We start from the raw sequence: 15073 nt of genomic DNA, 5'->3' as shown, positions 1-15073 counted from the left end.
CTGCCCGGGACAGGCTGCCCGGGTCAGGCTGCCGTGTCGTAGGTGTAGTGCGGCCGGTGGTCGAGCATGTCCGCCGGTGTCACGTCCGTCCACGGGCGCATGCTCTCCCGGAGATCGACGACGTTCGGCGTGCCCGCGGTCGGCAGATAGGCCGAGTCCGGGTGGCGCCGCTGCCAGTCCGCCCAGAGCTTGTCGATGAAGGCGTGGTGGAGCCAGAACACCGGGTCGTTCGGGGAGACGCCGGTCGCCATCTGGCCGCCGACCCAGACATGGACGCGGTTGTGCAGATTGACGCCGCGCCAGCCCTCGAGGTGGTTGCGGAAGCCGTCCGAGGCGCTGTTCCACGGTGGAGCGTCGTAGGTGGACATGGCCAGTACGGACTCGACATCGGCCCGCGTCGGCAGCTGCCGGCCCCCGGCGCCCAGCGCGCGGCGGAGGAAGGTGCGGCCGTCGACGCGGACGTTGACGGCCCAGCCGCCGGACGAGGCGGCGAAGGGGCCGTCCATGACCTGTCCGTCGCGTGCGCGGCCGGTGCCGCCGAGGAAGTCGGCGGCCCACAGCGAGGAGGCGGTGGTGCGGTCGGCCGTCCAGTCCCAGTACGGCAGCGCCACCGACCGGTCCACCGACTGCAGTGCCTGCTCGAACTGGATGAGGAATCGCCGGTGCCACGGCAGGAACGAGGGCGAGCGGTGGCCTACGCGGTCTCCGTTGTCGGTGTCGCTCATGATGAAGGCGTTGTGCGTGGTGACGAAGGTGTCGTACCGCCCGTTGCGCTTGAGTGCGAGCAGGGCGTTGACGAACCGCCGCTTCTCGTCGGCGGTGAGCTGGGCCTGGTTCTTCCGTACGGTCATCGCGGTGGTGCTCCGGTTCAGCCGAGGGCGAGCGGGACGAGGGCGGCACCCTGGAGTTCGGTGACTGCCGCGCGGGCGAGGGCCCGCGGGGTGGCCCTCGGCTCGTAGTGGTTGACGACACTGATCCAGGTGCCGTCGGCGTTGCGCATCACGTGGAGTTCCTCCCCGTCCACGCGGACGGTGTAGCCGGCGTCGTGACCGCCGTGCCGGCCGCCCCCGTGACCGCCGTGGTGCGTGGGGTGGCCCTGTATGCGGCGGCCCTGGTAGACCTCGTCGAACGAGCCCGGCACCGCGGTCGCGCCGCCGGGTGCGTGCTGCGGCCGCGGATCGGTGGTCCGTATCGCCGCGTGAGCCGCGCCTGCCGCGGCGAGGCCGGCGGCGGCGCCCGCTGCGGCGCCGAGCGCCCGGCGGCGGGTGATTCCGGACATGCGTTACCCCCAAGTGGATTCGATGGAGCGGCGGTTGCGGTGGTCGGGCCGGAACCGCCGTTCCCATGCCTACAGGCCGTCCGCAGCCGGGGAGTAGTCGAGGCGGGCAGGTTGGCCGCCATACGGACAAGTCACCACGTACGGTGCGGACTCGAAGCAAATCGATCTTGCTGTTTTGGGCACTCGCGCATCGCGCGGACGCAAGAACCGCAGCCGGATATGGCGATGTGGTGAAGAATCTTCACCAGGAGGCCGTCTGGGGTGCCGGACGTCACAGCGGGAATCTGTCCGGAAAATATGCCGGGAGCAGAAGCGTGAATGCCCCCATGCACGGACCGTCGGCCGGTCCGCGGGGTTGTGCCGCGACCGGCGCCGCGGAAGGATCCCCGAACGGGCCCGGACACCAGCCGAACCCAGGCGGCAGGCGAAGGCACCGGCCACCGGCCACCGGGCACCCAGGCACCCAGGCACCCAGGCACCCAGGCACCCAGGCACCAGCCTGCGGCACATCGGCGAGGAGGACGGGCGATGGGCGACACACCGGCCGTACGGATCGAACGCGACGGCCCGGTCCTCACCGTCGTCCTCAGCCGCCCCGAGGTGCGCAACGCGGTGGACGGCCCCACGGCGGCGCTGCTGGCCGACGCGTTCCGGCGGTTCGAGGCGGACGAGGACGCCTCGGTCGCCGTGCTCTGGGGCGAGGGCGGCACGTTCTGCGCCGGGGCCGACCTCAGGGCCGTGGGCACCGAGCGCGGCAACACGGTCACCGCTGACGGCGACGGCCCGATGGGCCCGACCCGGATGCGGCTGAGCAAGCCCGTGATCGCCGCGGTCTCGGGCCACGCCGTGGCCGGCGGCCTGGAGCTCGCTCTCTGGTGCGATCTGCGGGTCGCCGAGCGGGACGCGGTCTTCGGGGTCTTCTGCCGCCGCTGGGGCGTCCCGCTGATCGACGGTGGAACGGTACGCCTCCCGCGGCTCGTCGGAGAGAGCCGCGCCATGGACCTGATCCTCACCGGCCGCCCGGTGCAGGCTGCCGAGGCGTACGAGATCGGCCTGGCCAACCGGCTGGCCGCGCCCGGGGAGTCCCGCCGGGCGGCCGAGCAACTCGCCCGGGAGATCGCCGCGTTCCCCCAGCTGTGCCTGCGCCACGACCGGCTCTCCGCACGCGAACAGCACGGGCTGCCCGAACCCGAGGCTCTGGCCCGCGAACTCCGTCACGGACTGGTGCCGCTGACCGCAGGCGAGACCTCGTCGGGCGCGGCGCGCTTCACCGGCGGTGCGGGCCGCCACGGGTCCTTCACGGACTGACGTCCGGCCGGGCCCGAACCCGGCCGGACGGACCACCCGGCCCGCGGCGCCCCGGGGGTGCGTCGGCCGGACGGACCACCCGACCCGACGGACCACCCGACCCGACGGACCACCCGGCCCGCGGCGTCCCGGGGGTGCGTGCGGACACCCGCCGCCCGCGCCGCCGCGGTGGGCCGGGACCGCTACCGCTCGGCCTTCCGCACGGCACGCAGCCATTCGCGGTTCATCGCGGTGATCGACGGGAGCGGGATGCCCTTCGGGCAGGCCGTCGCGCACTCGCCGGCGAGGGTGCAGCCGCCGAAGCCCTCCTCGTCCATGGCCGCGACCATGTCGAGGACCCGGGTCTCGCGCTCGGGCGCGCCCTGCGGGAGCACGTTGAGGTGGTTGACCTTCGCCGAGGTGAAGAGCATGGCCGAGCCGTTGGGGCAGGCGGCGACGCACGCTCCGCAGCCGATGCACTCGGCGTGCTCGAAGGCGGAGTCGGCGTCGGCCTTGGGGACCGGCGTGGCATGGGGCTCCGGGGCGGACCCGGTGGGGACGGAGACGTAGCCGCCCGCCTGGATGATCCGGTCCAACGCCGAGCGGTCCACCACCAGGTCCTTCACCACGGGGAAGGCCGAGGCACGCCAAGGCTCGACGTCGATCGTGTCGCCGTCGTCGAACGAGCGCATATGGAGCTGGCAGGCGGTGGTGCGCTCCGGGCCGTGCGCGTCTCCGTCGATGACCAGCGAGCAGGCCCCGCAGATGCCCTCCCGGCAGTCGTGGTCGAAGGCGACCGGCTCCTCCCCACGCAGGACGAGTTCCTCGTTGAGCGTGTCGAGCATCTCCAGGAACGACATGTCCGGAGAGACGCCGTCGACCTCGTAGGTCACCATGGCGCCGGGTGCGTCGGCGTTCTTCTGGCGCCAGACGCGCAGTCCGAGCTTCATGCGTAGCTCCGTTGGGTGGGGTGGACGTACTCGAAGACGAGGTCTTCCCGGTGCAGGACGGGCGGGGCGCCGGTGCCGGCGAACTCCCAGGCGGCGGCGTAGGAGAACTCCTCGTCCCTGCGCCGGGCCTCGCCGTCCGGGGTCTGGGACTCCTCGCGGAAGTGGCCGCCGCAGGACTCCGTGCGGTGCAGTGCGTCGAGGCACATCAGCTCGGCCAGTTCCAGGTAGTCGACGACGCGGTTCGCCTTCTCCAGCGACTGGTTGAGTTCGTCGCCGCTGCCCGGCACCTTGATCCGGCGCCAGAACTCCTCGCGTATCCGGGGGATCCGGTCGAGGGCCTCGCGCAGCCCGGCGCCGGTGCGGGCCATGCCGCAGAACTCCCACATCAGCTCACCGATCTCGCGGTGGAACGAGTCGGGCGTACGGTCGCCGTCGGCGGACAGCAGCCGGTTCAGCCGTTCCCCGGTCTCGGCGAGCACCTGCGTGACCTCGGGGTGGGCCGCGTCGACGGCTCGTGCGTGCGGATGGCGGGCGAGGTAGTCGTTGACGGTCGACGGCAGGACGAAGTAGCCGTCGGCGAGGCCCTGCATGAGCGCGGAGGCGCCGAGCCGGTTGGCGCCGTGGTCGGAGAAGTTGGCCTCGCCGATCGCGAACAGGCCGGGCACGGTGGTCTGGAGGTCGTAGTCGACCCACAGTCCCCCCATGGTGTAGTGCACGGCGGGATAGATCCGCATCGGGACCTCGTAGGGGTTCTCCGCGGTGATCCGCTCGTACATGTCGAAGAGGTTGCCGTACTTCTCCTCGACCCCGGCCCGGCCGAGCCGGCGGACGGCGTCGGCGAAGTCGAGGTACACGCCCTGGCCGCCGGGGCCGACACCGCGGCCCTCGTCGCAGACGTTCTTCGCCGCGCGCGAGGCGATGTCCCGCGGCACGAGGTTGCCGAACGACGGGTAGAGGCGCTCGAGGTAGTAGTCGCGCTCGTCCTCGGGTATCTCGCCCGCGGGGCGGGGGTCGCCCTTCGCCTTCGGTACCCAGATCCGGCCGTCGTTGCGCAGCGACTCGCTCATCAGCGTCAGCTTGGACTGGTGGTCGCCGGTGCGCGGGATGCAGGTGGGGTGGATCTGGGTGAAGCAGGGGTTGGCGAAGTACGCGCCGCGCCGGTGGGCCCGCCACACGGCGGTGGCGTTGGAGTTCATCGCGTTCGTCGAGAGGTAGAAGACGTTGCCGTAGCCGCCGGTGGCCAGGACGACGGCGTCGGCGGTGTACGCGTCGATCCGGCCCGTGACCAGGTCGCGGGCCACGATGCCGCGGGCCCGCCCGCCGACGACGATCAGGTCCAGCATCTCGGTGCGCGGGTGCATCTCCACGTTGCCGGCGGCGATCTGCCGGGACAGCGCCTGGTAGGCGCCGAGCAGCAGTTGCTGCCCCGTCTGGCCGCGGGCGTAGAACGTACGGGAGACCTGGACGCCGCCGAAGGAGCGGGTGTCGAGGAGGCCGCCGTACTCCCGGGCGAAGGGCACGCCCTGGGCGACGCACTGGTCGATGATCTCGACGGAGATCTGCGCGAGCCGGTGCACGTTGGACTCCCGCGCCCGGAAGTCGCCTCCCTTGACGGTGTCGTAGAAGAGGCGGTGCACGGAGTCGCCGTCGTTGCGGTAGTTCTTGGCCGCGTTGATGCCGCCCTGGGCGGCGATGGAGTGGGCGCGGCGCGGGGAGTCCTGGTAGCAGAACTGCACGACGCGGTAGCCCTGTTCGGCGAGGGTCGCGCCGGCCGAGCCGCCGGCCAGGCCCGTGCCGACCACGATGACGGTGTGCTTGCGGCGGTTGGCCGGGTTGACCAGCCTGGCGGCGAAGCGGCGGCGGTCCCAGCGGTCGGCGATGGGGCCCTCGGGCGCCCTGGTGTCGGCGATCGGGGCGCCGGTCTCGTAGTGCGGATGGCTCATGTCAGCTCACGACTCCGGTCATGACGGCGACGGGTACCGAGACGAAGCCCAGCGTCAGCACCAGCGCGAGGCCGTCGGCGGCGGCCCTGAGCGCTCGGTCGCGGCGCGCGCTGCCCGCGCCGAGGGTCTGGGCGGCGCTCCAGAACCCGTGGCGGACGTGCAGGCCGAGGGCGAGCATCGCGGTGAGGTAGACGGCGTTGCCGTAGGGGGTGGAGAAGGTCGCGACGACGTTCTCGTACGGCCTGCCCGGCTGGGCGTTCTCGTTGACGGTGAGCGTGGTCAGGTCCAGCAGGTGCCAGACGATGAACAGCCCGAGGATGACACCGCCCCAGCGCATGGTGCGGGTGGCGTAGCTCGCGCGCCGGCGCTTGTGGGCGTACCCGTGTGGGCGGGCCCGGATGTCCCGCCGGCTGAGCTGGTAGGCCGACACTCCGTGCAGTACGACGGCGGCGAGGAGGACGACGCGGACGATCCAGAGCGCCCACTCGTGGTGGAGGAACGGCTCGCCCAGGGTGCGCAGCCAGTGGGCGTAGCCGTTGAACTCGCCGGAACCGAAGAAGATCTTGAGGTTGCCCAGCATGTGGACGAGGAGGTAGCCGAGCATGATCAGACCGGTCGCGGCCATCACGGCCTTCTTGCCGACGGTCGATCCCCAGAGCGTGCGCGTCATGGACGGCCGTCGGTCCGTCCGTGGTGCCAGTGCCATGGACACAGACGCTAGGCGGAGGGGTGACCAGAGGTCCAAGACATGGTCTGGCTGCTGTCGATAGACTCAGGCTATCCTGGCAGGATGCAGTTCCAGCAGCTCCGGTACTTCGTGGCCGTCGCGGAGACCCGGCACTTCACCCGGGCCGCGGAGCGGGTGCACGTCTCCCAGCCCTCGCTGTCCCAGCAGATCCGCGCGCTGGAGAGGGAGTTGGGGGCGGAGCTGTTCAGCAGGGCGCGCGGCAACATCGCCCTCACCGACGCGGGCGAGGCGCTGCTGGCGCCGGCCCGGCGGATCCTCGCCGACGCGGACACCGCCCGGCACGAGGTGCAGGAGCTGGCACAGCTGCGCCGGGGGCGGGTGCGGCTGGGGGCCACACCGAGCGTGTGCACCGGGCTGCTGCCGGACGTGCTGCGCGCCTTCCACGACCTCCACCCGGGGATCGAGCTGCTGATCGAGGAGGGCGGCTCACGCGACCTGGTGCGGGAGCTGGGGCGCGGGGTGCTCGACCTGGCGCTGGTGGTGCTGCCGATGCCGGCGCCCTCACCGGCGCTGACCACGGTGGAACTGCTGCGGGAGGACCTGGTGGTGGTCTCCTCGGCCGGGTCCCCGGCGCCGCGCCGGCCGATGCGGATCGCGGACCTCCGGGGTGAGCCGCTGGTGATGTTCCGGCACGGCTACGACCTGCGGGAACTCACCGTCGCGGCCTGCCGCGCCGAGGGCTTCGAGCCGACGTTCACGGTGGAGGGCGGGGAGATGGACGCGGTGCTCGGCTTCGTACGCGCGGGGCTGGGCCTGGCGGTCGTCCCCCGTATGGTCGCCGAGCGCGCGGGCCGCGACCTCCGGGTCACCGCGCTCGCCGGCCCCGGCCTGCGCCGGACCATCGCCCTGGCGCACCGCAGCGACGTGGCCCCGCCGCGGGCGGCCCGCGAACTCCAGCGCATGCTGCTGCGCACGCGTACGCCGGCCGGGCCGGGGCCGGGTGCCGGCGGGTGAGGCGCGGGGGCTCCGGACGCGCCTTCACCCCCTCACCACCGCCGCCACTCAGTCGATCATCGCGGTGGCCTCGATCTCGACCAGGTGCTCGGGCACGTCGAGGGCCGCGACGCCCAGCAGGGTGGCCGGCGGCACCGGTGTGACGCCCAGCCGTGCGGCCGCCCGCGCGATGCCGTCCAGGAGCAGCGGCATCTTGCCGGGGGTCCAGTCCACGACGTGCACGGTCAGTTTCGCCACGTCGCCGAACGAGGCGCCCACGCCGGCCAGGGCGGTCGCGACATTGAGATAGCACTGCTCGACCTGGGCGGCGAGGTCGCCTTCGCCGACCGTGACGCCGTCGGCGTCCCAGGCGACCTGGCCGGCGACGAAGACCAGCTTCGATCCGGTCGCGACGGACACCTGCCGGTAGGCGCCGACCTCCGGCAGTCCGCCGGGATTCACCAGTGTGACGGCCATGCTGCCGCCTCCTTGTCTCGCTCACGAGGGCCCCGGCCCGGTCCGCCGGACGCGGGTTCCCCCGGTCTCTTGTGGTTACTCGGTAACCGTAGGAGAGTGGCCTCTGACATGGAAGAACGCACTTTTCGGTGAGTGGGGAACCTGATGGTGACCAAGCAGTTCACGGGCTCGCCCGACGAGGCGGACATCCGGCGCGCGGACTCCCTGGCGCGGGAGATCTTCTCGGACGTCGCCAACAAGTGGGCACTGCTGATCATCGAGGCGCTGGGTGAGCGGACCCTGCGCTTCGGCGAGCTGCGCAAGGAGGTCGACGGCATCAGCCACAAGATGCTCACCCAGAACCTCCGCATGCTGGAGCGCAACGGACTGGCGGACCGCAGGGTGCACCCCACCGTGCCGCCGCGGGTCGAGTACCGCCTCACCGAGGCGGGGCGCGCGCTGCGGGAGACGGTCCACACGATGTGCGACTGGACGCACCGGTACCTCGGGCACATCGAGGCCTCCCGCGGACGTTTCGACGCCTGACGCAGCCCCCGAGCCTGCTCCGCCGCGCCCTGCCGGACGCTCCGCCCGACGGCCGGCCGGGCGTGGTCGCCGGCCGGCCGTCGGGCGCGGGCGGCACGGCGGGCGGACCAGGGCGGTGGACCAGGGCGGCGCAGCGGACGGACACGGCACGGCGGACCTGACGCGGCAGGTCGGGCGCCGGCGGCACGGCGGGCGGACCACGACGGCACGGCACACCGGGGCGGCACGGCGGACGGATGCCCCGGCGCCCGGGCCCCGGCAGGCCGCACGGCGACCGTTCGGGGCGCCGGCGGGCCTCGTACGGCCGGCGGCCGGAGCCCTACCCGTCTTCCGGCGGGTGCCCCCGGCCCCGGCACCGACGCGCCTGCCGCTACACCGCGTCCGCGAGCGACAGCCTGTGGAGGCGGTCCGGCGGCCCCGGCCGGGCGTAGTACCAGCCCTGGGCCGTGTCGCAGCCCAGCTCGCGCAGTTGCTCGGCCTGGACACCGGTCTCCACGCCCTCGACCGTGACGGCCAGCTCCAGGCTGTGGGCCAGCGAGACGATCCCCTCGACGATCTTCCGGTCGAACGGGTCCGCCGGGTGCTGCTGCATGCCCTGGGTGAAGGAGCGGTCCAGCTTGAGCACGCTCACCGGCAGCCGCCGCAGATTGGCCAGGTTGGAGTAGCCCGTACCGAAGTCGTCGAGTGCGATGTCGACGCCCATCTCGGCCAGTTGCCGCAGCGGTTTGAGCAGGTCCTCGTCCGCTCCGATCAGCCCGGACTCGGTGACCTCCAGGCACAGCGCGCCGGGGGGCAGGCCCGAGCGCTCCAGTACGTCGACGGTGTCCGCGACCAGCCCCGGATGATGCAGCTGCGTCGGGGAGAGATTGACGTTGATCCGCAGCGGCGCGAAGCCGTCCGGTCCGGCCTGCTCGTGCCAGGAGCGCGCCTGCCGAACGGCCTCCTGGAGCACCCAGCGGCCGAGCGGCACGATCAGCCCGGTGTGCTCGGCGAGCGGGATGAAGTGGTCCGGGCCGAGGACCCCGTGCTGCGGGTGCGACCACCGCACCAGCGCCTCCGCACCGTGCACCCTGCCGTCGCCGAGGTGCACCAGCGGCTGGTACTCGATGAAGAACTCGCCCCGCTCCAGGGCGGCCGGGAGCGCCGTGGTCAGTCCGTGCCGGGTGATCGCGCGGGCGTCCGCCTCGGCGTCGGAGAACTCGAAGCGGTTCCCGCCCGCCGACTTGGCCCGGTACATCGTGATGTCCGCGCTGCGCAGCACCTCCGCCGAGGTACGCTCCCCGGCCGGCCCCTCGACGATCCCGATGCTGCCCCGGACCATGATCTCCCGACCCTCGAGCGTGATGGGCGCGGCGAGCGCGGCGAGGATCCGGGCGGCGAGTTCGCTCGCCTCGCGCTCGGTCTCACGGCCGGTCGTCAGCGCCACGAACTCGTCGCCGCCGAGCCTGGCCACCATCTCGCCGGGCGCGGTGGCGCAGCTCTGCAACCGGTCGGCGACCTCGACGAGGAGTCGGTCGCCGGCCGAGTGCCCAAGGCTGTCGTTGATCGCCTTGAAGCCGTCGAGGTCGAGGTAGCAGAGCCCGAAGCGGGCCCCCTCCCCTGCCGCCAGCGCCTTCTCGAGCCGCTCGAAGAACAGGGTCCGGTTGGGAAGTCCGGTGAGCGCGTCATGGGTCGCCTCGTACCTCAGCCGGAGGTTCAGCAGCCGCCGTTCGGTGGTGTCCTCCATGAGTGCCAGCTGGTACTGGGGCACGCCGTCGGCGTCCCGCAGCAGCGAGACGGTGAGATTGGTCCACAGCACCGTGCCGTCGTTGCGGTAGAAGGGCTTCTCGACGCGGTAGTGCTCGCGTTCACCGCGGACCAGCTCGTCGTACATGTTCCAGGTCAGCGGGCGGTCCTCCGGGTGCGCCCATTCGTTGACCCGGCGGCCGCGGACATGGTGCTCCAGTCCGCCGAACATCCGGGTCAGCGTGTCGTTGACCTCCAGGACGTTGCCGTCGAGGTCGGCGATGCCGATGCCGATGGCAGCGTCCTCGAACACGGCTCGGAAGCGCGTCTCCGTGGCGTGCAGGGCCTCCATGGCCACGCTGCGTGCCGCCAGCGCCGAGCGGGCGATGGCCTCCTGCTCGGCGAGGGTGCGCTCGCGCAGCGCCAGGGCGTAGCCGGCGGCGAGTGCGTGCTGGAGCTTGGCGCAGCGGGCCCGGCTGTCCTCGGCCGACTCCCGGCCGCTCCCGCAGTAGAGGACCAGATAGGCGTCGATGACGCCGAGCGTACGGCTGAGGGCGTCGGGGTCCGTGCAGTGGGCGTCGACGAGCGCGCCGCCGACCCGCTGGGCGACCGCGGCGTCGAACGGGCGGGTGTCCAGCGACTCGCTCAACTGCCGTGCCAGCGGCAGTAGATGCTCCTCGAACTCGGGGCGGGTCAGCGACGTGGCCGTGACCGGGAAGATCGCCCGGCTCCAGATGGTCGCGAACCGGCTGAGTCTGTCCTCCGGATCGTCCGGGCCGCCCGCCTCCGGGCCCGCTGCCTGCGACGGCGTCATCACGCCTTGCGCCCCACCCCTGCGTACCCGGAGAACGCGTATGGGTCCTCCTGTGCGGCCGAGGTCTCGGGCCGCCAGTCCGGCATCGACACCAGTCCGGGCTCGACCATCTCGAAGCCGTCGAAGAACCGCGCGATCTCCTCGCGCGAGCGCATCACCAGCGGGTTGCGGATGTCCTCGTAGACGCCGACGGCGCCGCCGGCCTGCTCCCTGGGCAGCGGGATGCCCTCGTAGGAGGCGTGGGTGACCACGACCAGGCTGCCGGGTGCCAGCCCGTCGCGCAGTGCGGCGACGGACCGCAGGGGGGCGTCGGAGTCCTCCAGGAAGTGGAGCACCGCGACGAGCAGCAGGGCCACGGGCCGGTCGAGGTCCAGCAGCCTGGTGGTCTCGCCGTCTGCGAGGATGTCCGCCGGATCGCGCAGGTCGGCCTTGACGATCCCGGCCTTGTCGTTGCCCTCGAGCACGGCCTGGCTGTGGGCGACGGCCACCGGGTCGTGGTCGACGTACACGATCCGCGCCTCGGGGTCGGCCTTCTGGGCGATCTCGTGGGTGTTGCCGAACGTCGGTATGCCGGAGCCGATGTCCAGGAACTGACTGACTCCCTCGCTCACGGCGTAGCGTACGGCGCGGCGCATGAAGGCACGGTTCGCCTGCATGACCTTGGGCAGACCCGGCATGAACCGCATGGCCCTCCGGGCGGCTTCGCGATCGACCTCGAAGTTGTGCGAGCCGCCCAGGTAGTAGTCGTAAATACGGGACACGCTCGGCACCGAGATGTCGATGCCGGGCGGGGCCCAGGCGGGACGCTCCATTGATGTCTCCAACAAGTCGCCACGGGTAAACCGCCATTGTCATGGCAGGTGTTCGAGCCGAGGCTACTGATCGCCCGCCAAGAGAGCGAGCAGAAACGGAAATTAACGGTCCGTTCTTGGTCACACGCCACCGGCACATGCGGGCAGGAAACATCCCAAACAGCCGACCCGCCGCACGCGGGAGGCGTGACGGCGGGCCGGTGGCCGGGGCGCGGTGTGGGGACTTAACTGGGCGCCCCGACCGGCTTGCCCTGGGGCGACACGGCGAACCATGTGCCGCCCACTCCCTGCCCGTTGGTGTCGCCGGGCTTCTTGTCACCCGCGAACGTGTAGATCGGCCAGCAGTCGATGGTCTGCTGCTTGATTCCGTCGGGCCGGTCGAAGGTCACGGAGCCCTTCTTCAGAATGCCCACGGTGTCGTTCACGTCGACCGGGGCGATGACCGGCCACTTCTCCAGGCACGCGCCCGTGCAGGCGGTCTTCATCGGCCACGCCGAGTCCTTGGTGAAGACGTAGGCGGTCATTCCGTTCTTGTCCACGACGATCTCGCCGAGCTTCGGGTCCTTGCGAACGGAAAGGGAGGCGAGGTCCACGGACTCCCCGCCCGCCTCCTCGGCGGCGTCCCCGCCACCCGCCACCGCGCCGCCACCGCCGAGCGCGGCCTTCTCGCCGTCGGGTGCGGAGGCGAACCAGGTGCCGCCGACGCCCTGCCCGTTGGCGTCGCCGGGCTTGGCGTCCTTGGCGTACCGGTACATCGGCCAGCCGCCGACGGTGAGCTGCTTGGTGCCGTCCGCGCGGGTCACCGAGCCGATCAGCGAGGCGTCGGTGCCGGGGGCGGGAGTCACGTCGCCCGCGGCCACCACCGGCCAGGCCGTCGCGCATTCGCCGTTGCAGTTCGACGCCACCGGGTCGACGGAGTCCTTGTCGAAGCGGTACAGGGTCATCCCCTCGCCGTCGGTGAGCACCTCGCCGAGCTTCTGGCTCTCCCACACGGCGAGTTGGCCCGCGGTCCTGGGTTTGGCGTCCGCCGCGCCGGCGGCAGCGCCGCCGCCGTAACCCGATCCGTAGCCGCTGTTGGCGGCCGGCTGCCCGGCGGGGTTGACGGCTCCGACGGCCTGGCCGTTCGGCTGCGTCCCCGTCTCCTGACCGCACGCCGTCGTCAGCGCGAGTACGGTCGCCGCGGTCACCGCGAGCGAGGCGTTCCGCCAGGTCTTCATGTCAACTCCCGTAGCCCGGTGTCCGTTGTGGCGCCCTGGTGCGACGCCTGTCACGGCCCTAGGTACGCGCGGGGAGGCGGGGTGTGTTCAACGGACTGCGCAGAAAATCCTCGCGGCGTCTCAAACCAGATCCTCGGACATCCCCACCATCAGGCGAATCACCCCCCGTGCGGGCGTGTCCGGGCCACTGGTGGATCAGGCTCACCGGCGTGTACGGATCGCTTCCCGCGCGGCTGCTGTCGGCCGCCGCACTCACCTGGCTGCTGACGGCGCCACTGCCGGCCGCCGCCGACTCCTGCTCATACGCATCGATCGGCCCGGGTGGTCCGAACGGGCCGGGCTCCTCGGTCGCCATCGCCGGTGGCGCCCACTGCACGGCGGGACCGGTCCCCGTACCCGAGCCGCCGCCACCACCTCCCGAACCACCACCGCCACCTCCGCCCGAACCGCCGCCACCACCACCTCCGCCACCTCCGCCACCGCCCGAACCGCCGCCACCGCCGCCACGGCCTCCCGCGCCACCCCGCGTCGAGCCGGCTCCCCCACCGCCACCGCCACCGCCGGCACCACCGCCGGCACCACCGCCACCGCCTTCGCCGCCGCCGAAGGCCCGCCCCGCACCGCCGCGGCCCACCCCGGTCGCACTCCCCCACTACCGCAGACCCCAGCGCGAGGAACCACGGGGCGGCCCCTCGCTGGTGTCCCTGACGCTCCTGGTCACCGCACCCGCCGTGCTCGCTGCGGCGTTCCTTCGCCCCCGATCCCGCTAACCCCCGGAGGTTCACTTGTCGGAGTGGGTCGTACTGACCATCGCCATGGCCGCGGCGTGCGCGGTCGTCCTCACCATCACCGTCATCAACCATCGGAGGGTCGGCGAGCACGACGACCCCTCGGAGACGCCCGACGTCATCGAGTACATGACCATGATGATCGGCGTGGTCTACGCGATCGTGCTCGGCCTGGCCATCGCGGGCGTCTGGGAGGCGCGCGGCGCGGCGGAGGACTCGGTACGTCACGAGGCCCAGGCGCTGCACGAGGTGAGCGCGCGTGCCGAGGTCTACCCCGCCGAGGCCCGTGAACGCATCCGGGACAGCGTCGACGCCTATGTCGCACACGTGGTCGACACCGAGTGGCCCCACATGGTCGAGAAGGGCGAGCTGACCGCGAAGGGCACACGGCTGCTCGAACAGGTGCGCAGGAACGTGACGGACTACGTACCCGCGAACGACCACGAGGGCCAGGCGTACCAGCCGCTCGTCGACCAGGTGGCGGCGGCCGACGACGCCCGCGGGGCCCGGGGGCAGAACGCCGAGGCCACCATGCCCGGCGTGGTGTGGTTCGGTCTGGTGACGGGCGCGGCGGTCACCGTCGGCCTGATCTTCACCCTGCAGATCCGCCGGACGTTCAACGAACTGCTGCTGGCCGGCCTCTTCAGCGCACTGATCGCCTTCCTGCTCTTCCTGATCTGGGCTTTCGACGCACCGTTCGGAAGGGGCCCGACGGCCGCTCCCGGACCGTTCACGGCACTGTTCCCCCACGCCCTCGGCTGATCACGGAACCTCCGGGTGGCGCAAGCCGGGGAACCCTCCGGTGCGCCACCCGGGGGACAGACGTGCCCCATTCGTCCGTCTGAGATCGCGAGGGTGAATGCGCACTTCTAGCGTTTCGGTCATCGAGGTGCATTCCCTGCCCTAGTGGAAACCCCTTCCGCAACTGCTCCTCGGGGACTCCGGAGGATTGCCATGCGCGCGATATCCGTCGCGTCCGCCGCTCTGATGGGAGCGGCCGCCCTCGCCCTGACCCTTCCCACCGCGGCGGCGGACACCGCCGACGGCGCCGGCGGCAGCGCCCGCAAGCAGCCGTTCTCGTTCGCCGTCACCCCCTCGACCGTCGCACCGGGCGGCATGGTGACGCTGGGCGTGTCCGGCTGCGGCACCACGGCCACCGCCTCGTCCGGCGTGTTCGACACCGTGACCATCCCGCCTCGTCAGACCGCCACGGCACGGGTCGACCTGGACGCACGGCGCGGTGCCGTGTACTCGGTCCAGTTCACCTGCAACAGCCAGACCGGCACCACGGATCTCACGATCTCCGGCGGCGGCGCGGCGACACCGACCACCCGCTCCACCAGCACGACCGCTCCCCGGCCCCAGCCCCAGCCCCAGGGCGTCAAGGGCGGCCTGGGCGGCAGCATCGGCGGCATGGGCGCCGTCGAGATCGCGGCAGGTGTCGCGCTCGTCCTGGCGGCCTCGGGTGGCGTCGTCTACGTGGTGCGCCGACGCTCCGGCAGCCGGCTGCACTGAACCCCTGATCCCCTGCCCCTGATCCCCTTCTCGCCGCCGGCGCTCCCCCGCCGGCGGCCT

General features: G+C 72.2%; 14 protein-coding genes. 5 read left to right on the top strand and 9 right to left on the bottom strand.

The window, feature by feature from the left end:
• Positions 1 to 23: 23 nt before the first annotated feature.
• Positions 24 to 851, bottom strand: coding sequence for a tyrosinase MelC2 (melC2, locus tag DDQ41_RS29425; RefSeq protein WP_109297190.1), 828 nt, complete (start codon positions 849 to 851; stop codon positions 24 to 26).
• Between the two features lie 17 nt (positions 852 to 868).
• The gene (melC1, locus tag DDQ41_RS29420; RefSeq protein WP_109297189.1) at positions 869 to 1279 is read right to left on the bottom strand and encodes an apotyrosinase chaperone MelC1; all 411 of its coding nucleotides are present in this window, start codon (positions 1277 to 1279) and stop codon (positions 869 to 871) included.
• Positions 1280 to 1807: 528 nt separating this feature from the next.
• On the opposite strand from melC1, the gene DDQ41_RS29415 reads away from it, so the two are divergent.
• Positions 1808 to 2587, top strand: coding sequence for a crotonase/enoyl-CoA hydratase family protein (locus DDQ41_RS29415; RefSeq protein WP_109297188.1), 780 nt, complete (start codon positions 1808 to 1810; stop codon positions 2585 to 2587).
• Between the two features lie 182 nt (positions 2588 to 2769).
• On the opposite strand, the gene DDQ41_RS29410 is transcribed toward DDQ41_RS29415, so the two are convergent.
• Genes DDQ41_RS29410 through DDQ41_RS29400 form a run of 3 tightly spaced genes read right to left on the bottom strand, consistent with a single transcriptional unit; the run spans position 2770 to position 6165 of the window.
• Positions 2770 to 3516, bottom strand: a complete 747-nt coding sequence (locus DDQ41_RS29410) for a succinate dehydrogenase/fumarate reductase iron-sulfur subunit (protein ID WP_109297187.1) — start codon at positions 3514 to 3516, stop codon at positions 2770 to 2772.
• Complete coding sequence (locus DDQ41_RS29405) at positions 3513 to 5459, bottom strand: fumarate reductase/succinate dehydrogenase flavoprotein subunit (RefSeq protein WP_109297186.1); 1947 nt, start codon at positions 5457 to 5459, stop codon at positions 3513 to 3515. Before DDQ41_RS29405 ends, DDQ41_RS29410 begins: the two co-directional genes overlap by 4 nt.
• Before the next feature lies 1 nt (position 5460).
• Entirely contained in the window at positions 5461 to 6165 is a 705-nt protein-coding gene (locus DDQ41_RS29400) for a succinate dehydrogenase (protein WP_167450291.1), read from the bottom strand.
• Between the two features lie 84 nt (positions 6166 to 6249).
• Between DDQ41_RS29400 and DDQ41_RS29395 the strand changes: the two genes are divergently transcribed.
• Positions 6250 to 7161 (top strand): LysR family transcriptional regulator, encoded by a 912-nt coding sequence (locus DDQ41_RS29395; protein ID WP_109298004.1) that lies wholly within the window; start codon positions 6250 to 6252, stop codon positions 7159 to 7161.
• A 48-nt stretch (positions 7162 to 7209) separates the two neighbouring features.
• Here DDQ41_RS29395 and DDQ41_RS29390 read toward each other — a convergent pair whose 3' ends face one another.
• Positions 7210 to 7617, bottom strand: a complete 408-nt coding sequence (locus DDQ41_RS29390) for a RidA family protein (protein WP_109297184.1) — start codon at positions 7615 to 7617, stop codon at positions 7210 to 7212.
• Positions 7618 to 7761: 144 nt separating this feature from the next.
• On the opposite strand from DDQ41_RS29390, the gene DDQ41_RS29385 reads away from it, so the two are divergent.
• Positions 7762 to 8142 carry a winged helix-turn-helix transcriptional regulator gene (locus DDQ41_RS29385; protein ID WP_109298003.1) on the top strand — a complete coding sequence of 127 codons (381 nt, stop codon included), beginning with the start codon at positions 7762 to 7764 and terminating at the stop codon, positions 8140 to 8142.
• 370 nt (positions 8143 to 8512) lie between these two features.
• Here the strand turns inward: DDQ41_RS29385 and DDQ41_RS29380 are convergent, their stop codons facing one another.
• The 3 genes from DDQ41_RS29380 to DDQ41_RS29370 all read right to left on the bottom strand — a co-directional run bounded on the left by DDQ41_RS29380 (position 8513) and on the right by DDQ41_RS29370 (position 12710).
• Positions 8513 to 10681, bottom strand: coding sequence for a putative bifunctional diguanylate cyclase/phosphodiesterase (locus DDQ41_RS29380; RefSeq protein WP_109297183.1), 2169 nt, complete (start codon positions 10679 to 10681; stop codon positions 8513 to 8515).
• Positions 10681 to 11493: an SAM-dependent methyltransferase gene (locus DDQ41_RS29375; RefSeq protein WP_109297182.1), complete on the bottom strand. Its 813-nt coding sequence runs from the start codon at positions 11491 to 11493 to the stop codon at positions 10681 to 10683. The genes DDQ41_RS29380 and DDQ41_RS29375 overlap by 1 nt, the downstream gene beginning before the upstream one ends.
• 224 nt (positions 11494 to 11717) lie before the next feature.
• Positions 11718 to 12710, bottom strand: coding sequence for an SCO0930 family lipoprotein (locus tag DDQ41_RS29370; protein WP_109297181.1), 993 nt, complete (start codon positions 12708 to 12710; stop codon positions 11718 to 11720).
• 785 nt (positions 12711 to 13495) lie between these two features.
• On the opposite strand from DDQ41_RS29370, the gene DDQ41_RS29360 reads away from it, so the two are divergent.
• Together DDQ41_RS29360 and DDQ41_RS29355 are read left to right on the top strand one after the other, a co-directional pair.
• Entirely contained in the window at positions 13496 to 14260 is a 765-nt protein-coding gene (locus tag DDQ41_RS29360; protein WP_109297180.1) for a bestrophin-like domain, read from the top strand.
• 192 nt (positions 14261 to 14452) lie between these two features.
• Complete coding sequence (locus tag DDQ41_RS29355; protein WP_109297179.1) at positions 14453 to 15013, top strand: hypothetical protein; 561 nt, start codon at positions 14453 to 14455, stop codon at positions 15011 to 15013.
• Positions 15014 to 15073: the final 60 nt, after the last annotated feature.

Origin of the sequence: Streptomyces spongiicola (assembly GCF_003122365.1) — a bacterium.
In the GTDB taxonomy this organism is placed as follows: Bacteria; Actinomycetota; Actinomycetes; order Streptomycetales; family Streptomycetaceae; genus Streptomyces; species Streptomyces spongiicola.
This window is presented reverse-complemented; position numbering and strand designations above follow the sequence as displayed.